This is a genomic window from Spirillospora sp. NPDC052242 (assembly GCF_040679555.1).
Classification (GTDB): domain Bacteria; phylum Actinomycetota; class Actinomycetes; order Streptosporangiales; family Streptosporangiaceae; genus Spirillospora.
Window position 1 is genome coordinate 77,721 of record NZ_JBFAUZ010000012.1, and the last position, 20,945, is coordinate 98,665.

A 20,945-nucleotide genomic window follows, 5' to 3' on the forward strand; every position below is an offset into this window, starting at 1 on the left:
TCAGGCCGCCGCGTTCGCCCGGCCGCGCCGCGCGACGAGCACGTTGATCAGCACGGCGCCGACGATGATCACGCCGCGCACCACGTTCTGCAGGAAGGAGTCGACGCCGAGCAGCACGAGCCCGTTGCCGATGACGGTGATGAACACGACGCCGAGCAGGGTGCCGAGCATCCCGCCGCGGCCCCCGGCGAGCGCCGTCCCGCCGATCACCACGGCCGCGATCACGTCGAACTCCAGGCCGGACGCGGCGCCGCCGCTGCCCGAGCCGAGCCGGGCGGCGAGCAGCACGCCGGTGATCGCCGACAGCAGCCCGGTCGTCGCGAACAGCAGCACCCGGACGCGGGTCAGGTCGATGCCCGCGAGCCGCGCGGCCGCCGCGTTGCCGCCGATCGTGTAGATCGACCGCCCGTACGCGGTGAACTTCGCGATGTAGGCGAACACCGCGAACAGGATCAGCATCACGATCGCGGACGTCGGGACGCCGAGGACGTCGCCGCCCAGCACGTCGAACAGGCCGCTGTCCGGGAGCGTCACCGGCAGCGCGTCCGTCAGGTACAGGCCGAGGCCGCCGAGGACGCTCCACAGGCCGAGCGTCGTGATGAACGACGGCACGTCGAACGCGGCGCGCAGCCAGCCCGCGAGCGCGCCCCAGGCGACGCCGAGGGCGAGCGTCACCAGGATCGCGACGACCGGATTCAGGCCCCACTCGGTCGCGCCCTTCGCGACCAGCACCGACGCGAACGCCGTCGCCGGGCCGACGCTGATGTCGATCTCCCCGGCGATGATCACCAGCGTGACGCCCCACGCGGCGATGCCGACGGACGCGGCGTCCCGCAGGATGCCGAGCTGGTTGTCCAGCGTCAGGAACCCCGCGGCCGAGCTCGTCAGCGCCACGTACAGGACGACGATGGCGACCAGCAGCCCGATCTCGTTCAGCTGGTGCGCCCGGCCCTGGAACAGGCGCGCCGCACCGCCGCCGGTGCGCGCCCCGCCGGGCGGGGCGGTCTGCGTGGTGGTCATGGATCTCTCCTCGATATTCCGGCGGCCGCTCACGCGGCCATGGCGGCGGACAGGACGGCGTCGACGGTCACGTCGTCGCCGGCGAACTCGGCCGCGACCGTCCCGCCGCGCAGCGCGATCACGCGGTCGCACACCAGCGGCAGCTCTTCCAGTTCCCCCGACACGAACAGCACGGCGGCGCCCTGGTCGGCCAGCTCCCGGACCAGCCGGTAGATGCCCTCCTTGGCCTCGACGTCGACGCCGCGGGTCGGCTCGTCCAGCAGCAGGATCCGGCTGCCCGCGTGCAGCCACCGGCCGATCACGGCCTTCTGCTGGTTGCCGCCGCTGAGCGTGGCGATGGGGGAGCGGCCGGACGCAGTCCGGATCGACAGCCGCTCGATCAGCCCGCGCGCGACCCGGTCGACCTTCGCGGGCACGACGGACGTCCCGCTGCTGACCGCCCGGAAGTCCGACATCACCATGTTCTCGCCGACGCCGAGCAGCGGGACGATCGCCTCGCCCTTGCGGTCCTCGGGCGTCAGGCCGACGCCGCGCCGCTTCATCCCCGCCGCCGTGACGCGCGGGACCTCGCGGCCCTCGATCCGGACCGTCCCGGCGGCGGCCGGGTCGAACCCGGCGATCGCCCGCAGGATCTCGGTCCGTCCGGACCCCATCAGCCCCGCCAGCCCCAGGATCTCCCCCGGGTACAGGTCGAACGACACCTCGGCGACCTTCGGCGGCACCCGCAGCCCCGACACCGACAGCAGCGGGACGCCGTCCCGCCGCACGTCCCGCGCCGGCGGGCGCACCGCGGCCTCGTAGGTCGAGCCGAGCATCATCGCGACGGCCTCCTCGGTGGAGGTGGCCGCCATGTCGACCGTCCCGACGACCTCGCCGTTCCGCATGATCGTCGCGGTGCGGGCGATCCGCCGGATCTCGTCCAGCCGGTGGCTCACGTAGACCACCGCGACGCCGTCCGCCGCGATCCGCCGCACCGCCTCGAGGACGATCTCGACCTCGGCGGCGGCGAGCGCGCTCGTCGGCTCGTCGAGAATCAGCAGCTTCGGGTCGCGGCGCACGGCCCGGCAGATCTCCACGAGCTGCTGCTCGGCGAGCGGCAGCGCGCCGACGCGGGCGTCGGGGGAGATGCGCAGCCCGAGCCGGTCGAAGACCTCGCGGGCGGCGGCGCGCATCGCGGCGTGGTCGACGCGGCCCGCGCCCGTCCGGGGCCAGGCGCCGAGGAACAGGTTCTCCGCCGCGGTCATGCCCGGCACGAGGCTCAGCTCCTGGTGGACGGTCCGCACGCCGAGCTCCCCGGCCCGGCGGACGCCGCCGTCGCCGAGCGCGGTGCCGCCGATCTCGACGGTGCCCGCGTCGGCGCGCTCCACGCCCGACAGCACCTTGATCAGCGTGGACTTCCCGGCCCCGTTGCGGCCGAGCAGCGCGCGGACCTCGCCGGGCTCGATCTCCAGGTTCGCCCCCGTCAGCGCCCGGACGCCCGGGTAGTGCCTGGTGACGTCGGCGACGCGCAGCAGCGGCGTGCTCATTGCGCTCCTTCTTTCCTCGGACGGGACGACGACGGCGTGCGGCGCGCGGCGGTGCGGCGCGCGGGCGGCCTACGGGATGCCATCGGGGTGCTCCTGCATCCAGCGGGCCCCGTCCTTCGGGCCGAGGTAGCGGTCGATGGGCGCCGGGATGATGAAGTCCTCCGGCGGGTTCCCCGCGAGGACGTTCTCGACGGCCTCGCCCGCCAGCCGTCCGACCTTGATGCCGGAGATGTCCGCGACGCCCTTGAGGACGCGGCCGTCCTGCAGCTTCCCGGCCGCCTCGACGGACATGTCCCCGCCGAACACCGCGACCTTCCCGGCCTTGCCGCGCGCCTCGACGGCCCGCACGGCGCCGAGCATCTGCGACCCGGCCTCGCCGTAGAAGGCGTCGATGTCGGGGTGCGCGGTGAGGAGCTGCTCGCCGCGCTGGACGGCCTCGTCCATCGTCAGGCCCTGCTGGTTCGCGACGATCTTCGCGCCGGGCACGGCGGCGGTCAGCGCCTTCTCGAAGCCCTGCCGGCGCTGGATGCAGACCTCGAACTGCTCGCAGTTGATGACGCCGACCTTCGGGTCCGCGATCCCGGCGGCGCGGAAGTGCGCGGCCATCTGCTCGCCGCTGACCCGCCCGAACTCGAACGGGTCGCCGAGCACGAAGGCGTCCACGTACTCGCGCGCGGCGGCGTCCTCGACGCAGGTGTTGTAGCAGATCACCGGCACGTCGCTCTCGTGGGCGAGGCGCAGCGCCGGGACGGACGCGGTGGCCGAGGCGGGCGACACGACGAGCGCGTCGACCTTCGCGGAGCTCATCGTGTTGACGAACGAGCTCTCCTTGGCGGGGTCGGACTGGATGTTGGTCTGGACGAGCTGCGGCCGGTCCGCCCCGTGCCCGAGCACCCCGCCGAGCCCCCGCTCGACCCCGGCGTAGTAGCCCTCGGCGTTGAGGTAGACGACGCCGATGCGGCCGTTCTCGCCCACCCTGTCGCAGGCGGCCGTGACCGCCAGTACCAGAGCCGCGAGCAGGGCGGGCACGAGCACTGCCCGGCCGACCGGCCGCCCGCGGCGCTTGGCATGGTTCATCGACGTTCTCCTCGTTCCCGGCTGCCCGGATCGTTCCCGGATGCGCGCTGACCTTGTCTAATGCCTCTCCGGCGACCCTGTCAATATTAATTCATAATTTATTGATAGTCTGGTCGGCGTTAGAGTGCTCGCCGGACGACAGGGAAGGACCGCCGCACGTGGTGCACTACTCGGAGCGTGGGCTGCACGGCCAGACGGTGCAGGAGATCGCGCGCCGCATCCTGACCGGGGAGCTGGAGCCCGGCGACACCATCGACGTGGCGGCCCTCGGCGACGAGCTCGACCTCAGCCTGACCGCGCTGCGCGAGGCTTTGAAGGTGCTCGCCGCGAAGGGGCTGGTCGCGTCCCGGCAGAAGCGCGGCACGTTCGTCCGCCCCAGGGCGGACTGGAGCCTGCTCGACCCGGACGTCATCCGCTGGCAGTTCGCCAACCGCAACGACCAGGCGTTCCTGGAGAACCTCGCCGAGGTCCGCGGCATCATCGAGCCGCAGGCCGCCCGGCTCGCCGCGCTCCGCCGCACCGCCGCCGACCTCGCCGCCCTCGACGGCGCGCTGCGCGCCATGGCGGAGGCCGACGGGGACATCGCCCTCGCCGTCCAAGCCGACCTCGACTTCCACCGCGCCCTGCTGACCGCGACCCACAACGAGCTGCTGCAGCGCATGGAGGTCGTGATCGAGGTCGGGCTCGCCGAGCGGGACCGGCTCGTCCACGGCGTCCGCCGGCACGACGACCCGGTGCCCAGCCACCGTGCCGTCCTCGACGCCGTCCACGCCGCCGCCCCGGACGACGCCGAGCGCGCCATGCGCGACCTGCTCGCCAAGGCCGCCCGCGACCTCGACACCCTCGACCGCGACTGACCACCCGCCGAGATCATTGATCTCTCATCGCAAGAATGCGACTCTCGTCAGGGACGCGGGCGAGAGGACGGAACGCGATGCCGGTGATCGACATGGACGGGGTGCGCGCGCTCGGGCGCGAACTGAGCAACTGGGGACGCTGGGGCGACGACGACCAGCGCGGCACGCTGAACCTCGTCACCCCCGCGTGCGTGAGCGCCGCCGCCGCGGCCGTCCGGCGGGGCGTGTCGTTCTCGCTGGCCATGCCCGCCGACGAGAACGGCCCCCACGACCTGCGGACGAGCGGGCGGTTCAACCCCATCCACACCATGACCCGCTACCGGGGCGACACCCCGCGCGGCGAGTTCACGGGCGGCTTCGCGTCCGCCGAGGACATGCTGATCATCGGCACGCACTCGTCCACGCACGTCGACGCGCTCGCGCACCTCTGGTACGACGACCTGCTCTACAACGGCTTCCACCACGACGACGCAGTGACGGCGCGCGGCGCGGAACGCTGCTCGATCCAGAACCTCGCCGCGGGCGTCGTGGCGCGCGGAATCCTGGCGGACGTGCCGCGGCACCGCGGCCTCGACCACCTGCCGCCGGGCACGGGCGTCGGGCCGGACGAACTGGACGCCGTGCTCGCCGCGGCCGGCGTCGTCCCGCGCGAGGGCGACGTCCTGCTGCTGCGGACGGGCACCTACCCCCGGCAGCGGCGCGGCTTCGACGTCGAGCCGGGCCGGTCGCCGGGCCTCACCTGGGAGTGCGCCCGCTGGATCCGCGACCGCGGCATCGCGGCGGTGTGCGCGGACAACCTGGCCGTCGAGGTCCTCGGCGCGAACGGCGACGGCCCGATGATCCCGTTCCACATGCTCGCGATCCGCGACATGGGCCTGCTCCTCGGCGAGATGTTCGACTTCGAGGACCTCGCCGCCGACTGCGCCGCCGACGGCGTCCACGAGGTCATGTTCACCGCGTCGCCGCTGAACGTCCCCTACGCGGTCGGCTCACCCCTCAACCCGCTCGCCGTCAAGTGACGGCACGTCCGTCTGGACGAACACCGCTCGCGATAGCAAACGAGCCCGTACGCTCGGCGGCGGAACTCGCACGCACGAAGACGGCCGGGGGAGTTGTGGCCGAACCACATGAGCACGGCCCGCTCGGCCCCGAGGACGCGGTGCGGCTGCGATGCCTTCGAGCTGCGGCGTACGCACAGGCCGACTTCGAGGAGCGGGCGGAACAGGCTCGCACGGGCTCCGGCGAGTTCACACCGGCGGACGAGGCGATCCCAGGCTGGGCCGGGGACGATCGCCGTCAAGTGACGGGCTGAGGGTGCGGGGGCGGGGCGGGGGCGCGGAGGGCGGTGAGGCAGAAGCGCCAGACGTTGTCGGCGAGGAGCCGGCGGTCCGGCGGGTCGGCCATGCCGATGATCAGCGACAGGAACGAGTTCGTCACCATCGACGTGATGATGTGGACGTCCCAGTCGAGGTCGGCCGGGGACAGCAGGCCCGCGTCGGACGCCTCGACGATCAGCTCGCGCATCAGCGCCTCGTAGGCGCGGCCCGTCGCGGCGATCGTCTCGGGGCTGGTCGCGGCGATCCGCACGTGCTCGTGCGCGATGACCCGGCTGAGCGCCTCGTTCTCCCGGTGCCACTCCAGCGGCCGGGTCACCGCGAGCCGCAGCCGTTCGAGGGGGTCGTCGGTGCTGGTCATGACGTGGTCGCGGATGCGCGGCGTCGAGTCGGTGACGATCGTGGTGAAGACCGTCCGGAGGAACTCCTCCTTGCCGGCGAAGCATCGGTAGAAGGTTTTGATCGCCACGCCCGCGCGGCGGACGAGCTCCTCGATCGTGTACGAGGAGTCGCCGCGTTCGAGCAGCAGCCGGTGGCCCGCGGCGACGAGCTTCGCCCGCGGGCCGACGAACGTTCCCGGGCGGGGGCGCGCGGTGGCGCCGCGCTCGACGCGTTCCGCCCAGCCTGGCTCCAACGTCACCCGGCAAGGCTACCGCGCGGCCGATCGCGGGCCGGGCGAAAGACCGGGAGCGCGACATCCGGGGCGATCTCCTCGAACGCGACCTCCAGCCGCATTCCGACCTCCAGACGGTCGGTGCCGAGCACGGTCGCGTGGACGAGCGGTCCTTCGTCCAGCTCCACCAGCGCGACGTTCGGTGGCGCGCCCGCGAACGAGGTCGCGTACCGCTGGTGGACGATCGTCCAGGTGACGAGCGTGCCGCGCCCGCTCGCGTCCGTCCAGGCCATCGGCGCGGCGCCGTGCTTCGGGCAGGCGCCGGCCGGCCACACCGCGTGCCCGCACGTGCCGCAGCGCATGACCAGGTACCGGCCGTCCCGGCAGGCCGCCCAGAACTCGGCGTCCGCCGCGTCCGGCGCGACGTCCCCGGGGAACGGCCGCGGCGTCCCGTTCCCGCTCACCGGTGCCTCCCGAGGACGAGCGACACGTGCGCCCACGAGCCGTGCACGCCGCCGTTGCCGCCGCTGCCGCTCACCAGGCACAGCTCGGCGTCCGGCACCTGGTTCGTCGGCGCGTCGCCGCGTATCTGCATGATCCCCTCCGACAGCGGGGTGAAGCCGGTCGCGTAGAACCCCGAGTGCTGCCCGCCCCCGGTGTTCGTGGGCAGCGTCCCGCCGGGCCCGGTGCGCCCCTCGCGGACGAACGCGGGCGCCTCGCCCGCGCCGCAGAACCCGTACTCCTCGAGCTGCAGGAGGGTGGCGATCGTGAACGGCGCGTAGAGCTGCGCGACGTCGATGTCGTCCGGTCCGACGCCCGCCTGGCCGAACGCGCGCGGCGCGGCGTCGGGGAGCGCCCCGAACCGTCCCGCCATCGTCCCGTCCCACCAGTTCGCGATGTTGTGGCCGGTGCCCGCGCCGAGCACGGCGACGGGCGTGCCCGCGCAGTCCGCCGCCCGCTCCGCGGTGGTGAGGACGACGGCGGCGCCGCCGTCGGTCGGCCGCGAGCAGTCGAGCAGCCGCAGCGGGTCGACGATCATCCGGGACGCCTGGTGGTCGGCGACCGTGATCGGCGCGCCGTACCCGACCGCGCCCGGCCGGACGCTGCCGTAGCCGCGCTCCACGACGGCGACCTCGGCGAGGTCCGCCGAGGTCGCGCCGTGGACGTCGAGGTACCGGCGGGCGGCCATCGCGTAGACCGCGCCCGGCCCGACCAGCCCGTACAGGTACGGGTAGCCGTAGCTGTACCCGCCGATGTCCGACCTGCCGCCGCCACCGTGGTTGGGCTCCAGCCGGGGCGCCGTCCCGGTGAACGCCTCCCCGTAGACGCTGAGGACGTACTCGGCCTGCCCGCTCGCGAGCAGCCCCGCCGCGACGACCACCGAGAGGGCGGGCGTCGCGCCGCCCGACATCAGCGCGAACGACGAGCGCGGCGACAGGCCCGCGTACCGCAGGTCCTCGGGCAGCGCGCCGAAGCAGATGACGGTGTCGATCCGCTCGCGGGGCACGCCCGCGTCCGCGAGCGCGGCGTCGATCGCCCGCCGCCGCAGCTCCCGGGGGGAGATCCCGAGCCGGCGTCCCTGCTCGGTCAGGCCGAGCCCCACGATGGCGGCGCCGGTCACGCGGCCCCGCCGGGCGCCGGGAGGGTCGCGGTGTCGGCCGGGGTGAACTGGAACAGCCGCTCGGCGTTGCCGCGCAGGATCTTGTACTGTGTCTCGGCCGGCAGCCCGGCCAGCCGCTCGTGCGCGAGCTTGATCGAGTGCGGCCAGGTCGAGTCGGAGTGCGGGTAGTCGGTCTCGATCATCACGTTGTCCTCGCCGATGAGGTCGAGGTTGCGCAGCCCCGCGATGTCGTCGATGAAGCAGCCGTACACGTGGTCGCGGAACGACTGCCGGATGTCGAAGTTCAGGTAGTCGATCGTCTGCGCGCCGCCGTCCTTGCGCTCCTGCTTGCTGCCCTTGTTGGGGTCGTAGTCGACGCCGCGCTGCACCCAGTACCGCTGCTTGTCGATGACCTGCTCGGCGCGCTCCAGGAAGTACGGGATCCAGCCGATGTTGCCCTCGGCGAGCGAGATCTTGAGGTTCGGGAACCGCTCGAACACGCCGCTGAACAGCCAGTCGAGCATCGTGCCGGACGTCCGCACCGCGCCCCACGACAGGTTCGCCATGAAGGACGTGTCCTTGTTGATGGACGGAATCTGCGACGACGAGCCGACGTGCATGCAGATGACGACGCCGCACTCCTCGGCGGCCGCGAAGAACGGGTCCCAGTAGCGGTCCGGGTCGTTGATGGTGGGCAGGCCGAGCGGCTCGGGGTTCTCGCTGAACGCGACGGCGCGCACGCCGCGCTCGGCGACCCGCCGCACCTCGGCCGCCGCCTTCCGCGGGTCCCAGAGGGGGATGAGGGTGAGCGGGATGTACCGGCCGGGGGCCGCCGCGCACCACTCGTCGATCATCCAGTTGTTGTACGCCTCGATGCAGGCGAGGCCGAGCTCCTTGTCCGCGCCGCGGTAGAACGTCTGGCCGCAGAACGCGGGGAACGTCGGGAAGGTCATCGAGGCGAGGATCCCGGCCTCGTTCATGTCCTCCGCGCGGGCGACCGGGTCGTAGCAGCCGGGCCGCATCTCGTTGTAGCCGAGCGGCTCGGGGCTGTAGCTGCTCTTGTCGCGGCCGATGCAGGCGGACAGGCCGCTCGCCCGCATCTCGAAGTCGAGGTAGTACCAGGTGCCCTTGCCGTCGGCGTCGATCTCGAGGCGGGGGCCGCGCTCGCGGTGCTTCGCGGGCAGCCACCGCTGCCACAGGTGGCCCGGCTCGAGGACGTGGTCGTCGACGGAGATCAGCCAGTTCAGGTCGGGAGTCGCTTGCGTCATGACGGGTCGGTTCCCTTTCGTTTGTGGTGCGGACGCGTCTTTCGTGCGGGACGGGCGGTGCCGGGGCTCACGCCTTCGCGGGGGCCGGCTCCGGCTCGGCCGCCGTCGTGCGGCCGCCGCGGATGAGCAGGGCGAGGACGGTGCCGGCGAGGGACACGCAGGTGAAGATCACCACGGTGGTGACGAAGGAGCCGTGCGTCGGGATGTGGGTGCCCTCGACGGTCGAGGTCGCGAGGATCACCGAGGTGATCGCGAGGCCGCAGGCGACGCCGGTGTTGAGCGTGACGCGGTTGACCCCGGTGGCCTCGCCGGTGTTGCGCACCGGCACCGCCTCGACGACCAGGATCGGCAGCGCGGTCAGCGCGAAGCCGTTGGCGAGGCCGGTGAGGCACAGGCAGAACATGGTGCCGGCGAGGGACTTGTCCAGGAACATCCAGAGGAAGATGCCGAGGGCGTAGATGAGGGTGCCGAGGACCAGGCACGGGCGGGCGCCCATCTTCCCGGCGATCCGCCCGCTCACGATCGCCCCCGCGTAGGCGACGACCGCGACGACGAGCAGCACGTACCCGGCGTCCGTCGGGGACAGCCCGAGCCCGACCGGCGCGGTCTCGGGCAGCTGCAGGACCATGTGCGACAGGATCGACACCGCGCCCATCGGCCCGGCGCCCACCATGAAGGCCGCCGCGGTCGCCAGCGCCACCTTCCGGTTGCGGAACAGGTCGATGCTGACGAGCGGCTCCGGCGTGCGCCGCTCCCACCGGACCCAGGCGAGCAGGACCGCGACGCCGACGGCGATCGACAGGATCACCCGCGGGTCGCCCCAGCCCCAGTCCTCGGTCTGGCTGACGCCGAGTAGGATGCCGCCGACGCCCGGGGCGAGCAGCAGGGCGCCGACCACGTCGACCGACGGCCGGGGCGTGATGCCCGGGGTGCGCGGCAGCGCGAACAGCGCGATCAGCGCGGCGGCGGTGCCCATCGCGGTGGCCGCGACGAACATGTTCCGCCAGCCGCCGTGGTCGATGAGCAGGCCCGCGATCAGGGAGCCCGCGCCGGTGCAGACGGGCACGACGCCGCCGAGCAGCGACATCACGAACGGGACGCGCCGTTCGGGCAGCAGCTCGCGGACGAGCCCGAACGACAGCGGCAGGGCCCCGGCGGCCATCCCCTGCACGCCGCGGCCGACGACCACCAGCCACAGCGAGGTGGCGAGGACGCTGATCAGCGAACCGACGGCCGCGACCGCCAGCACGGCGACGAGCACGTTGCGGCGGCCGAAGATGTCGCCGAGCCGTCCGGCGGTCGCCGCCGACACCGCGCCGACCAGCAGGTAGGCGGTGCCGGTCCACCCGACGGCCGCGGAGTCGGCCTCGAAGACCCGCATGAACGTCGGGATGGCGGCGAGCGCCATCGCGGTCTCGAACACCGCGAAGATCTCGATGGCGACCAGGGCCACGATGAGGCGGGTGGCGCCGCGCCCGGCGCCGGACGGCGGGGCCCCGCCCTGCGGGGGACGGTCGGGGGTGGTGGTCACGGGTCCTCCTGCGCATGGGGTGGGTGGAGGCGGGGGTGGGGTGGAGGTGTGACGGGGGGCGCATAGGGAGAGGAAGCGGGACGGGACGAGCGCCCGGCGGGAACCGGACGGGCGCCGCTCAGAGCACCTCGGCGTCCTTGAGCGCGAGGATCGCGTCCCAGTCGTAGCCGAGTTCGAGGAGCACCTGCTCGGAGTGCTCGGCGTGCTCGGGGGCGCGGGTCAGGTCCGGGACGCGCTCGTCGAACTGCACGGGGGCGCTCATCAGCCGGACCTCGGTGCCGTCGTGGTCGACGGGGACGGCGTAGCCGTTCGCGGTCACCTGGGGGTCGTCGGCCGTCTCCCGCATCGTGCGCAGCACCTCCCACGGGGCCTCGAACCCCGCGAACCGGGTCCGCCAGTCGGCGAGGGTGCGGGCGGCGAAGACGGCCTCGAGCTCCGCGACGCACGCGTCGTAGTTCGCGGTCCGGGCCTTCGCGTCGGCGAACCGTTCGTCGTCGACGAGGTCGGGGCGGTCGACCTGCCGGCACAGGCCGGGCCACCAGCGGTCCGACTCGATCATCATCAGCGCGATCCAGCGGCCGTCGGACGTCCGGTACCCGCGGGCGATCGGGTTCGCCGAGCGTCCCGTCTGGACGGGGAACTCCCGTTCGAGGCCCCAGCTGTAGAGGATCGCGCTCGAGTGCTGCCACAGCGCGGTGCCGAGCAGGGACACGTCGACGAGCGCGCCCTCGCCCGTCCGTTCGCGGCGGAACAGCGCGGCGGCGATCCCGAACGCCAGGTTCATCGCCCCGGCCTTGTCGCCGAACGCGGGCGGCTGCGGCAGCGGGCGGTCGGCGTCCGGCGCGGTCAGCGCGGACGCGATCCCGCCGCGCATCCAGTACGAGGTGAAGTCGTACCCGCCCCGGTCGGCGTCCTCGCCGCGCGGGCCCTGCCCGGTGGCGCGGGCGTACACGATGCGCGGGTTGCGGGCCCGCACCGCGTCCTCGTCGAAGCCGAGCTTCTTCCGCGCGGGGCCCCGGAAGTTCGTGACGAACACGTCCGCGTGGTCGACGAGCTCCATCAGCAGCTCGCGGCCGCGCGGGTCGCGCAGGTTGAGCCCGACGCTGCGCTTGCCCCGGTTGGTCTGCGCGGTGACGATGTTGACCCCGCCGAACGACGGGACGACGCCGGACGACGCGAGCCCGCGCTGCGGGTCGCCGGTGACCGGGTCCTCGATCTTGATGACGGACGCGCCGAAGTCGGCGAGCACGGCGGCCGCCGCGGGCGCGAACGTCCACTGCGCGACCTCCAGCACCCGCACGCCGTCGAAGACCGGCGCCCCGGGGGCGTGCCCCTCTCGCTCCGGCGCCGCCCGTTCGGGCGCCGCCCGCTCGGCCGGGCTCATGCCGGCCGCGCCGCGGCGCGGTGCGCGGGCCGCGCGACCGGGGTGGGCGAAATGGCGTGACCGAATGGCTCTGCCCGCATGGTGGTGTCTCCTCGAAGGGGTGGCCGCAAGCGACGTGAACGGGGCGTGGTCGCTGCTTCGTCGGGGCGAACGAAAGTCACCGTAACCAGTAGAAGCTCATATGTCCATAGGTAGAAGGCGCTTCTCCGATGGCGCGGCGGAGAGGTGATCAAGAACCGTGTCCCCGGCGCCGAGGGACCATCCATACTGGCACGCTGACCTGGTCGAGATTATGGAGAAGGTCATTCTCTTGACGCGGTAGTCGCCGCCGCTTATGGTGAGCCCACCCGACCGATCGCCCGCCCGACGCGGCGCCGAGCGCTCCCGGGTGTCTTTTCCGGCCATTTCTCGCACATTCCTCGGCAACCCGAGAACCGCGCACGAGCACTCATACGGAGGCGCCGAATCATGGGCCAACTGGACGGCAAGGTCGCGTTCATCACCGGAGCCGGCCGCGGGCAGGGGCGCTCGCACGCGGTGCTGCTCGCCGAGCACGGCGCGGACGTGATCGCCGTCGACATCGGCGCCGACATCCCGACCGTCCCCTACCCGATGGCGACCCCCGACGACCTCGCCGAGACGGCCCGGCTGGTCGAGGCGGTCGGACGGCGCTGCGTGACCGAACTCGCCGACGTCCGCGACATCCACGCCCTGAACAAGGCGCTCGAACGCGGCATGGCCGAGCTCGGCGGCGTCGACATCGTCCTCGCCAACGCTGGCGTCCTGCACAGCGACCGCACCGAGACCACCCTCGAACAGGCCGCCGCGCGGTGGGACGACGCCGTGGGCGTGATGCTCACCGGAGTGTTCAACACCCTCAAGGTGGTCCAGCGGCCGCTCATCGACCAGGGGCGGGGCGGCGCCATCGTGATCACCGGCTCGACGGCCGGGCTGAAGGGCATGACGGACGGCTCCGGCGGCATGTCCGGCTACAACGCGGCCAAGCACGGCGTCGTCGGCCTCGCGAAGGGGTTCGCGCGGCTGCTCGGGCAGCACAACGTGCGCGTCAACGTCGTCCACCCGACGGCCGTCGACACCTTCATGATCAACAACCCGCACTCGCCGATGACCAGCGCGAGCGGCGCCGCCGCGCTCGCGCGGGTGCTGCCGGTCGACCGGCTGCAGCCGATCGACGTCAGCCGCGCGATCCTGTGGCTGGTGTCGGACGCCGCGTACGCCGTCACCGGCGTGGCGCTCCCCGTCGAAGCCGGCGTGAGCCTCTGATGAGCCCCCGCTCCTACGTGGACGGCGCCCGCCTCGGCTCCGGGGAGCCGTTCCGCGTCGAGAACCCGGCCGACCTGTCCGCGGTCGCCGACGTCCCCGCGGCCGAGCCCGCCGACTTCGAACGGGCCGTGCACGCCGCCCGCCGCGCCTTCGACGGCGACTGGTCCCGGACGCCCGCGGACGAGCGCGCCGCCCTCGTCCTGCGGTTCCTGGACGCCCTCGAAGCGCGCCGCGAACCCCTCGAGGACACGATCGTCGCCGAGACCGGCGCGCTCGCCGCGTCCGTCCGCACCCTGCACGTGAGCGGCGCGATCGCGCAGGCCCGCGACGCCGTCCGGCTGCACGCGGCGCTGCCCGCCGAGGAGCACAACCCGGTCCCGCTGGACGCGCTCGTCACCGGCGGCCGCGTCGCCGCGAGCGTCCTCGCGTGGGAGCCGCTCGGCGTCGTCGCCGCGATCCCCGCCTACAACGTGCCGCTGTTCCTCGCGCTGTGGAAGGTCGTCCCGGCGCTCCTCGCGGGCAACACCGTCGTGCTGCGCCCGAGCCCGCTCGCGCCGCTCGCCGTGCTCGCGGTCGGCGAGGCCGCCCACGAGGCCGGGTTCCCGCCCGGCACGGTGAACGTGCTGGCCGAGCCGGGCAGCGCGGGCGCCGAGCTGCTCACCACGATGCCGCAGGTCGACGCCGTCTCGTTCACCGGCTCGGCCGCCGTCGGCGCGGCCATCGCCGCGCAGGCGGCGCCCACCCACAAGCGCGTCATGCTCGAACTCGGCGGCAAGTCCGCCGCGATCTACCTGCCGGACGCCGTCGACCGCGCCGCCGCCGGGATCTCGATCGTCATGCGGGCGATGGCGGGCCAGGGCTGCGCCCTGCAGACCCGGGTGCTCGTCCCCGACCACCTGAAGAAGCAGGTCCTCGACGACGCCGCCGACGCCGTCGCCGCGCTCCGGCTCGGCGACCCCCGCGACCCGTCCACCGAGGTCGGCCCACTGATCAGCGCCGCGCAGGTCGCCCGCTGCGCCGAGCACGTCGCGGCCGCGCGCGGGCACGGCGGACGCGTCGTCGCGGGCGGCCGGGCCCGGCCCGACCTCGGCGGCCACTTCTTCGAGCCCACCGTCGTCGACCTCGACGGCACCGCCAACCCCCTCGCCCAGGAGGAGACGTTCGGCCCGGTCGTCTCCGTGCTCGGCTACCGCGACCCCGACCACGCCGTCGCCCTCGCCAACGACACCGTCTACGGGCTGTCCGGGGCGGTGTACGGGCCCGCGGACGAGGCGCTCGCCCTCGCCCGGCGCGTCCGCGCCGGCACCGTCTTCGTCAACGGCGGCTACATCGGCGCGTTCGCGTCGTCCGGCGGCCGCCGGCACAGCGGCGACTGGCGCGAGCGCGGCCGCGAGGGCATCCGGGCCTACCAGCAGGCCAAACACGTCACGGCCGTGAGCGCCTGACCCCCACGGGAGAAACCAGATGCTAGACGAGATCGCCCGGCTCGACCCGGTCAAGATCCGCACCCTCTTCGACACCGGCGGCGAGTACCGGCGCTCCCGGTCCGGCGGCGACTTCGCCCTCGACTTCCACGCCGGGCTGCGCCGCGCCCGCGAGACCGGGCCCGTCCACGAGGGGACGGTCGAGCAGGTGCTCGGCCTGCCGCACCCGGCGCCCGTCGCCGGACGGGCGCTGCCCCCGGCGGTCTTCTCGGTGTTCGACTACGCCACCGTGAACGCCGTGTTCCGCGACCCCGAGACGTTCAGCTCCGAGGCGATGCAGAGCACGTTCGACACGTTCGGGCGCAACATCCTCGGCATGGGCGGCGCCGAGCACTCCCGGCACCGCGCGGTCGTCCAGCCGTCCTTCAACCGCAACATGATGCAGTGGTGGGCCGACCGCTGGATCGACGGCATCACCCGCACCCTGCTCGACCGGATCGAGCCGCGCGGCGCCGTCGACCTCAACCTCGAGTTCTGCGCCCTGCTGCCGCTGCTGACCATCACCGGCAGCTTCGGCATCGGCATGGACGACACGCTGCGGCTCCGCGAGCTGATCGAGCAGATGATCGGCGCCACCGTCGAGCGGGACGACCGGATCGCCGCCGCCGCCGAGGCCGGCGAGATCCTCGGGCCGGTCATCGCCGACCGCCGCACCGCGCCCCGCGACGACCTCATCAGCAAGCTGCTCAACGAGACGATCCGCGACGAGGACGGCACCCGGCGCGGCCTCACCGACGCCGAGATCCTCGCGTTCGCCCGGCTGATCCTCACCGCCGGGTCCGGGACGACCTGGCGGCAGCTCGGCATCACGCTGTGGGCGCTGCTGAACGCCCCCGACCAGCTCGACGCCGTCCGCCGCGACCGCGCGCTCGTCCGCAACGCCATCGAGGAGTCGCTGCGCTGGGAGGTCACCGACCCGACCTTCTACCGCACCGCGACCCGCGACACCGAACTCGGCGGCGTCCGCATCCCCGCGGGGTCCCGCGTCGCGCTCTGCCTCACCGCCGCCAACCACGACCCGGCCCGGTGGGACGACCCCGAACGGTTCGACGTGCACCGCCCGCTCCGCCCCCACCTCTCGTTCGCCGGCGGACCCCACGTGTGCCTCGGCATGCACCTCGCCCGCGCCGAGATGAGCGTCGCGCTGAACGCGATCCTCGACCGGCTGCCGAACCTGCGCTGGGCCCCCGACGCCGCCCGTCCCGTCCTCATGGGCCTGCACTGGCGCGGCCCGAGCGAGCTTCCGGTGGTGTTCGGATGACCGACCGCACCGACGCCGCCCCCGCGGCCATCGACGTCACCCCCGAGACGTGCGCCGGCACCGGCATGTGCGGCTTCTACGCGCCCGACACCTTCGGGCTGGACGACGACGGCAAAGTGACCGTCCTGGACGAACGGGGCGACCCGCCCGCCGACGTCCGCAACGCCGCCGAGGCGTGCCCCACCCGCTCCATCCGTCTCCGGCCGTAGGAGCCGCCATGCGAACGATCCCCAGCGAACTGGCCGAACGGTACGAGGCCGAGGGATGGTGGACGCGCGACACGGTCGGCGACCTCCTCCGGCGCGGGCTCGACGCCGCACCGGACACGGTGTTCCGCGTGCACTCGTCCGTCCGGCCCTGGTCCGGGACCTTCGCCGACGTCGAGCACCTCGCCCGCCGCCTCGCCGGCGGCCTCCGCGACCGCGGCGTCGGCCCCGGCGACGCCGTCGCCTTCCAGCTGCCGAACTGGATGGAGGCCGCCGCGGCCTTCTGGGCGTCCTCCTTCCTCGGCGCCGTCGTCGTGCCGATCGTCCACATCTACGGGCACAAGGAGGTCGGCTACATCCTGGACGCGGTGAAGCCGAAGGCGTTCATCACCGCCGAACGGTTCGGCCGCCTGGAGCACGACCCCGCCGTCAGCGCGTCCGTCCCGCACGTCGGCGTCGTCGGCCGCGACTTCGACGACCTGCTCGGCGACCCGTTCCCCGGCGTCGCCCCCGTCGACCCGGCGGGCCCGGCGCTGATCACGTTCACGTCCGGGACCACCCGCGACCCCAAGGGCGTCGTGCACAGCCACCAGACCCTCGGCTGCGAGGCCCGCCAGCTCTCCGACCGCTACCCGCCCGAGATGGCCCGGCAGCTCACCTCCGCCCCCGTCGGCCACTTCATCGGCATGGTGAACGCCTTCCTCATCCCAGTACTGGACGGCACGCCGATCCACCTCGCCGACGCCTGGGACGCCGGCCGCGTCCTCGCGCTCATGGACAGCGACGACCTCATCGTCGGCGGCGGCGTCCCGTACTACATCACGAGCCTCCTCGACCACCCCGACTTCGCCGACCGGCACCTCCGCCGGATGAAGTACGCGGGACTCGGCGGCGCGCCCGTCGCCACCGCCGTCACGTCCCGCCTCACCGACCTCGGCATCATCGTCTACCGCTCGTACGGCAGCACCGAGCACCCCTCCATGACCGCGTCCCTGCACACCGCGCCCCAGGACAAGCGGCTGCACACCGACGGCAAGGCGCTGCCCGGCGTCGAGCTGCGCCTCTCCGACGACGGCGAGATCCTCAGCCGCGGCCCCGACCTGTGCCTCGGCTACACCGACGACGCCCTCACCGAGCGGGCCTTCGACGCCGACGGCTGGTACCGCACCGGCGACATCGCGGTCATGGACGACGACGGCTACATCACCATCACCGACCGCAAGTCCGACATCATCATCCGCGGCGGCGAGAACATCAGCGCCCTCGAGGTCGAGGAGGCGCTGCTCGCGCTGCCGTCCGTCGCCGAGGCCGCCGTCGTCGCCGCGCCGGACGCGCGCCTCGGCGAGCACGCGGCCGCGTTCGTCCGGCTCAAGGCGGAACCGGCGCCCACCCTCGACGACGTGCGCGCCCACCTCCAGCGGACGGGCCTCGCCCGGCAGAAGTGGCCCGAGGAACTGCACGTCGTCGACGACTTCCCCCGCACCGCCAGCGGCAAGATCCAGAAGTACGTGCTGCGGAACGCGGTCAGGGCTCGATGAGGCCGACCCGGATGGCGTAGCGCAGCAGCTCCAGCCGGTCCTTCATGCCGAGCTTCGTGAGGATGTTGGCGCGGTGCCGCTCCACCGTCTTCACGCTGATCACGAGGATGCTCGCGATCTCCTTCGAGGAGTGCCCCTCGGCGACGAGCTTCAGCACCTCCTCCTCCCGCGGCGTCAGCACGCCGTCGGACCGTCCGGCCCGGGCCCGGTCGAGGTACGTGCGGATCAGCGTGCCGACCGCGCCCGGGTACAGGAACGGCTCGCCGCGCACCGCCGCCCGGCACGCCGCGATCAGGTCCCGGTCCGCCAGCGTCTTCAGCACGTACCCGGCCGCGCCCGCCTTCAGCGCCTCGAACAGGTACTGCTCGTTGTCGTGCATCGTCAGGATGAGCACCCGCAGCCCCGGGAACGCGCGGGTCAGCTCGCGGGTCGCCTGCAGCCCCGTCATCCGCGGCATCGCCACGTCCAGGACGGCCAGGTCCGCCTCGACCCCGCCGCGCAGCAGGGCGATCGCCTCCGCGCCGTCCCCGGCCTCGGCGACGACCCGCAGGTCCGGCTCCCCGTCCAGGATCAGCCGCACCCCGCGGCGCACCAGCGCGTGATCGTCGGCCAGCAGGATGCGGATCACGGCAGCCCCTCCGGGACGGAGCGGCGCGCCGGCACGAACAGCGTCACCCGGGTGCCGCCCCCCGGCGCCGCCTCCAGCGTCAGGGTGCCGCCGACCAGCAGCGCGCGCTCCCGCATCCCGCGGATCCCCGCCCCCTCGCGGACGTGGCCGAGCCCCTTGCCGTCGTCCTCCACCCGCAGCAGCACCCCGCCGGGCTCGCCCGCCGGGGCCAGGCTCAGCTCGACCTCCGACGCGCCCGAGTGCCGCGCGACGTTCGTCAGCGACTCCTGCGCGATCCGGTACAGCACCAGCTCCACGTCCGGGTGCAGCGCGGGCAGGTCCGGGTGGAGGTTCCGCTCCACGCGCAGGACGGTGTGCGCGTCGAACTGCGACACCAGCGCGGCGAGCGCGCTCCCCAGCCCCAGGTCCTCCAGGACGTCCGGACGCAGCCGGCGGGCGATCCGCCGCACCTCCTCCAGGCTGTCCCGCGTCGTCTCCTGCGCCACCCGCAACTCCTCCCGCAACTCCGCCGGCGCCCGGCCCGTCAGCCGCTTCAGGTCCAGCAGCAGCGCCGTCAGGCTCTGGCCGATCTCGTCGTGCAGCTCCCGCGCGATCCGGCGCCGCTCGTCCTCCTGCGCCAGCAGCACCCGCGCCGTGCTCGTGCCCCGCTCGTCCTCCAGCCGCTCCAGCATCCGGTTGAACGCGTCGATCAGCGTCGCCACCTCACCGCTCCCGGTCACCGCCAGCCGCTGCCCCGGACGCAGCAGGTCCACGGTCTCCATCAGCCGGATCAGCTGCTGCAGGGGAGCGAGCCCCCAGCGCAGCAGCGCCGCGTTCGCGAGCAGCATCGACGCCAGCCCCGCCGCGAGCACCAGCGCCTCCGTCAGCCGGATCGGCACCGACACCGTCCACGGCCCGACCATCAGCAGGACGGTCGCCACCGTTCCCACCAGGGTGTTCAACCAGAAAACGCGCCAGAACAGCCGCACCCGCACCCCCTCCGCTCCCATTGTCCGCCGCCCGCGCACCCCGCCCGTCCCGGCGAGGGCCCTACACCCTCCGCCGTCCGTAAATGGGTGCCGCCCCCGATGGTGACACCCGCGGCGGCCGCCCAAGGTGGAAGGCAGACGGCATGTGAGGAGGACATCGATGCTGCTGGACAGGACGAACCTGCCCAGGACGGGCACCTCGTTCACGTTCACGACCTCCGCCGGGCAGCGCGCCGGCGTGGTCGCGCACCGCGACGGCCGCCGGGACCTCGTCCTGCACGGCCCCCACGGGGTGGCGTGCACGATCGCCCTCACCGACACCGAATCCCGCACCGTCGCCGAACTCCTCGGCGCCCCCGCCGTCGCCGACCGCGTCCCGCACCTCGCGCTCGCGCACCTCGAAGCCGTCCACATCCCCGTGCCCGCCGCGTCGCCCTACGCCGGACGCCCCCTCGACGACCTCCGCGCCCGGGCCAGCGTCGTCGCGATCCTCCGCGACGGCCGCGCGATCGACGCGCCGTCCGGGACCGTCCGGCTGCGCCACGGCGACGCCCTCGTCGCCGTCGGCGCCGAACCCGCGATCCGCGCGCTGCGCCGATCGCTCGCACCCTGAGAGGAGGGCCCGTGGCCCGCGACCGCACCGGCGTCCCGCAGGTGAACCTGCCGCTCACCGGCTGGACCGTCCGCCTGCACGACGCGCACCTCGTGGTGGACCCGGGCGGCTCCCCGCTCACCCACCACGTGCTCGCCCAGCCGATCCTCGGCGCCCACCACGTCCGGCTGGCCCGCCCGTTCGGCCCGGCGGCCGTCGACACGGTCACCGTCGCCTACGGGACGGCGTCCGGCCCGGTCGTCCTGGCCCGGCACCGCCCGTGGCGCCCCGCCCGCCTCGACGAGATCCGGCCGGTGATCCTCGCCGACCGGATCTGGGTGGTCGAGCAGCCGGGGCGCTACGACGAGGTCCGCGCGGGGGACGCCGTCCGGCTCCTGTGACTCAGCGGGGCGCCCGCCCCTGGCACCGCACGCAGTACCGCGCGTACGGCAGGATCTCCAGCCGTCCGGCGGGGATCGCCTGCCCGCACCCCTCGCACCCCCCGTACGTCCCCTCGTCGACACGGCGCAGCGCCCCGTCGATCTCCGCGAGGCTCTGCCGCAGGTTCTCCAGCCGCGAGTAGTCCGCCGCCTCGACCTCCTCCAGCGGCGACCGCTCGATCTCCTCCTCCAGCGCGACCAGCTGGGCCTCGCGCTTGCGCCGCTCCTCCTCCAGCCGCCGCCGCACCTCGCGGGTCGCCGAGCCGTCCGACACATCGTTCGCCGTCATGTGCCATCCCTTTCCATGGTGAGCGGAGCACGTCCATTCACCATC

The 20,945-nt window shown here is 73.6% G+C and carries 21 protein-coding genes; 9 read left to right on the plus strand and 12 right to left on the minus strand.

Annotation, left to right across the window (positions count from 1 at the left end; all coding sequences use genetic code 11):
- The 3 genes from AB0L25_RS12420 to AB0L25_RS12430 form a co-directional block, all read right to left on the minus strand.
- A complete protein-coding gene (locus AB0L25_RS12420; protein WP_500171338.1) occupies window positions 1–1,020 on the minus strand; it encodes an ABC transporter permease in 1,020 nt (339 codons plus the stop codon).
- Window positions 1,021–1,049: 29 nt separating this feature from the next.
- Window positions 1,050–2,546: a sugar ABC transporter ATP-binding protein gene (locus tag AB0L25_RS12425; protein WP_500171340.1), complete on the minus strand. Its 1,497-nt coding sequence runs from the start codon at window positions 2,544–2,546 to the stop codon at window positions 1,050–1,052.
- 69 nt (window positions 2,547–2,615) lie between these two features.
- On the minus strand, window positions 2,616–3,623 hold the full coding sequence (locus AB0L25_RS12430; protein ID WP_500171341.1) for a substrate-binding domain-containing protein: 1,008 nt from the start codon (window positions 3,621–3,623) through the stop codon (window positions 2,616–2,618).
- A 158-nt stretch (window positions 3,624–3,781) separates the two neighbouring features.
- On the opposite strand from AB0L25_RS12430, the gene AB0L25_RS12435 reads away from it, so the two are divergent.
- Entirely contained in the window at window positions 3,782–4,480 is a 699-nt protein-coding gene (locus AB0L25_RS12435; RefSeq protein WP_500171343.1) for a FadR/GntR family transcriptional regulator, read from the plus strand.
- Between the two features lie 77 nt (window positions 4,481–4,557).
- Window positions 4,558–5,499 (plus strand): cyclase family protein, encoded by a 942-nt coding sequence (locus tag AB0L25_RS12440; RefSeq protein WP_500171345.1) that lies wholly within the window; start codon window positions 4,558–4,560, stop codon window positions 5,497–5,499.
- A 277-nt stretch (window positions 5,500–5,776) separates the two neighbouring features.
- On the opposite strand, the gene AB0L25_RS12445 is transcribed toward AB0L25_RS12440, so the two are convergent.
- From AB0L25_RS12445 to AB0L25_RS12470, 6 genes are all read right to left on the minus strand, one after another.
- Window positions 5,777–6,454, minus strand: a complete 678-nt coding sequence (locus AB0L25_RS12445; RefSeq protein WP_500171347.1) for a TetR/AcrR family transcriptional regulator — start codon at window positions 6,452–6,454, stop codon at window positions 5,777–5,779.
- Window positions 6,451–6,891, minus strand: a complete 441-nt coding sequence (locus tag AB0L25_RS12450) for a Zn-ribbon domain-containing OB-fold protein (RefSeq protein WP_500171349.1) — start codon at window positions 6,889–6,891, stop codon at window positions 6,451–6,453. The genes AB0L25_RS12445 and AB0L25_RS12450 overlap by 4 nt, the downstream gene beginning before the upstream one ends.
- On the minus strand, window positions 6,888–8,048 hold the full coding sequence (locus tag AB0L25_RS12455) for a thiolase family protein (protein ID WP_500171351.1): 1,161 nt from the start codon (window positions 8,046–8,048) through the stop codon (window positions 6,888–6,890). Before AB0L25_RS12455 ends, AB0L25_RS12450 begins: the two co-directional genes overlap by 4 nt.
- Window positions 8,045–9,295, minus strand: coding sequence for an amidohydrolase family protein (locus AB0L25_RS12460; protein WP_500171353.1), 1,251 nt, complete (start codon window positions 9,293–9,295; stop codon window positions 8,045–8,047). The genes AB0L25_RS12455 and AB0L25_RS12460 overlap by 4 nt, the downstream gene beginning before the upstream one ends.
- 67 nt (window positions 9,296–9,362) lie before the next feature.
- Window positions 9,363–10,826: an MFS transporter gene (locus tag AB0L25_RS12465; RefSeq protein ID WP_500171355.1), complete on the minus strand. Its 1,464-nt coding sequence runs from the start codon at window positions 10,824–10,826 to the stop codon at window positions 9,363–9,365.
- A 118-nt stretch (window positions 10,827–10,944) separates the two neighbouring features.
- A complete protein-coding gene (locus AB0L25_RS12470) occupies window positions 10,945–12,210 on the minus strand; it encodes a CaiB/BaiF CoA transferase family protein (protein WP_500171356.1) in 1,266 nt (421 codons plus the stop codon).
- Between the two features lie 468 nt (window positions 12,211–12,678).
- On the opposite strand from AB0L25_RS12470, the gene AB0L25_RS12475 reads away from it, so the two are divergent.
- From AB0L25_RS12475 to AB0L25_RS12495, 5 genes are read left to right on the plus strand one after another with little or no spacing between them, the layout of a single operon-like run.
- Window positions 12,679–13,494 (plus strand): mycofactocin-coupled SDR family oxidoreductase, encoded by an 816-nt coding sequence (locus AB0L25_RS12475; protein ID WP_500171358.1) that lies wholly within the window; start codon window positions 12,679–12,681, stop codon window positions 13,492–13,494.
- On the plus strand, window positions 13,494–14,939 hold the full coding sequence (locus tag AB0L25_RS12480; protein ID WP_500171359.1) for an aldehyde dehydrogenase family protein: 1,446 nt from the start codon (window positions 13,494–13,496) through the stop codon (window positions 14,937–14,939). The genes AB0L25_RS12475 and AB0L25_RS12480 overlap by 1 nt, the downstream gene beginning before the upstream one ends.
- 19 nt (window positions 14,940–14,958) lie before the next feature.
- Window positions 14,959–16,239: a cytochrome P450 gene (locus tag AB0L25_RS12485; RefSeq protein WP_500171361.1), complete on the plus strand. Its 1,281-nt coding sequence runs from the start codon at window positions 14,959–14,961 to the stop codon at window positions 16,237–16,239.
- Window positions 16,236–16,448: a ferredoxin gene (locus AB0L25_RS12490; protein WP_500171362.1), complete on the plus strand. Its 213-nt coding sequence runs from the start codon at window positions 16,236–16,238 to the stop codon at window positions 16,446–16,448. Before AB0L25_RS12485 ends, AB0L25_RS12490 begins: the two co-directional genes overlap by 4 nt.
- Window positions 16,449–16,456: 8 nt before the next feature.
- Entirely contained in the window at window positions 16,457–17,983 is a 1,527-nt protein-coding gene (locus AB0L25_RS12495; protein ID WP_500171364.1) for an AMP-binding protein, read from the plus strand.
- On the opposite strand, the gene AB0L25_RS12500 is transcribed toward AB0L25_RS12495, so the two are convergent.
- Window positions 17,970–18,611, minus strand: a complete 642-nt coding sequence (locus AB0L25_RS12500; RefSeq protein ID WP_500171366.1) for a response regulator — start codon at window positions 18,609–18,611, stop codon at window positions 17,970–17,972. The genes AB0L25_RS12495 and AB0L25_RS12500 overlap by 14 nt on opposite strands.
- Entirely contained in the window at window positions 18,608–19,600 is a 993-nt protein-coding gene (locus AB0L25_RS12505) for a HAMP domain-containing sensor histidine kinase (RefSeq protein WP_500171368.1), read from the minus strand. The genes AB0L25_RS12500 and AB0L25_RS12505 overlap by 4 nt, the downstream gene beginning before the upstream one ends.
- Window positions 19,601–19,739: 139 nt before the next feature.
- Here AB0L25_RS12505 and AB0L25_RS12510 point away from each other — a divergent pair, with 139 nt between their 5' ends.
- Both AB0L25_RS12510 and AB0L25_RS12515 read left to right on the plus strand, forming a co-directional pair.
- On the plus strand, window positions 19,740–20,192 hold the full coding sequence (locus tag AB0L25_RS12510) for a cation:proton antiporter regulatory subunit (protein ID WP_500171370.1): 453 nt from the start codon (window positions 19,740–19,742) through the stop codon (window positions 20,190–20,192).
- An 11-nt stretch (window positions 20,193–20,203) separates the two neighbouring features.
- The gene (locus AB0L25_RS12515; protein ID WP_500171372.1) at window positions 20,204–20,572 is read left to right on the plus strand and encodes a hypothetical protein; all 369 of its coding nucleotides are present in this window, start codon (window positions 20,204–20,206) and stop codon (window positions 20,570–20,572) included.
- Window position 20,573: 1 nt separating this feature from the next.
- Here the strand turns inward: AB0L25_RS12515 and AB0L25_RS12520 are convergent, their stop codons facing one another.
- Window positions 20,574–20,900, minus strand: a complete 327-nt coding sequence (locus tag AB0L25_RS12520; protein ID WP_500171374.1) for a TraR/DksA family transcriptional regulator — start codon at window positions 20,898–20,900, stop codon at window positions 20,574–20,576.
- Window positions 20,901–20,945: the final 45 nt, after the last annotated feature.

What these genes read in the sequence shown, in the direction of transcription:
- AB0L25_RS12440 (WP_500171345.1), top strand. Translation starts at nt 4,558, where the DNA reads ATGCCGGTGATCGACATGGACGGGGTGCGCGCGCTCGGGCGCGAACTG.
- AB0L25_RS12505 (WP_500171368.1), bottom strand. Translation starts at nt 19,600, where the DNA reads ATGGGAGCGGAGGGGGTGCGGGTGCGGCTGTTCTGGCGCGTTTTCTGG.
- AB0L25_RS12485 (WP_500171361.1), top strand. Translation starts at nt 14,959, where the DNA reads ATGCTAGACGAGATCGCCCGGCTCGACCCGGTCAAGATCCGCACCCTC.
- AB0L25_RS12460 (WP_500171353.1), bottom strand. Translation starts at nt 9,295, where the DNA reads ATGACGCAAGCGACTCCCGACCTGAACTGGCTGATCTCCGTCGACGAC.
- AB0L25_RS12420 (WP_500171338.1), bottom strand. Translation starts at nt 1,020, where the DNA reads ATGACCACCACGCAGACCGCCCCGCCCGGCGGGGCGCGCACCGGCGGC.
- AB0L25_RS12490 (WP_500171362.1), top strand. Translation starts at nt 16,236, where the DNA reads ATGACCGACCGCACCGACGCCGCCCCCGCGGCCATCGACGTCACCCCC.
- AB0L25_RS12470 (WP_500171356.1), bottom strand. Translation starts at nt 12,210, where the DNA reads ATGAGCCCGGCCGAGCGGGCGGCGCCCGAACGGGCGGCGCCGGAGCGA.
- AB0L25_RS12480 (WP_500171359.1), top strand. Translation starts at nt 13,494, where the DNA reads ATGAGCCCCCGCTCCTACGTGGACGGCGCCCGCCTCGGCTCCGGGGAG.
- AB0L25_RS12495 (WP_500171364.1), top strand. Translation starts at nt 16,457, where the DNA reads ATGCGAACGATCCCCAGCGAACTGGCCGAACGGTACGAGGCCGAGGGA.
- AB0L25_RS12425 (WP_500171340.1), bottom strand. Translation starts at nt 2,546, where the DNA reads ATGAGCACGCCGCTGCTGCGCGTCGCCGACGTCACCAGGCACTACCCG.
- AB0L25_RS12510 (WP_500171370.1), top strand. Translation starts at nt 19,740, where the DNA reads ATGCTGCTGGACAGGACGAACCTGCCCAGGACGGGCACCTCGTTCACG.
- AB0L25_RS12430 (WP_500171341.1), bottom strand. Translation starts at nt 3,623, where the DNA reads ATGAACCATGCCAAGCGCCGCGGGCGGCCGGTCGGCCGGGCAGTGCTC.
- AB0L25_RS12520 (WP_500171374.1), bottom strand. Translation starts at nt 20,900, where the DNA reads ATGACGGCGAACGATGTGTCGGACGGCTCGGCGACCCGCGAGGTGCGG.
- AB0L25_RS12475 (WP_500171358.1), top strand. Translation starts at nt 12,679, where the DNA reads ATGGGCCAACTGGACGGCAAGGTCGCGTTCATCACCGGAGCCGGCCGC.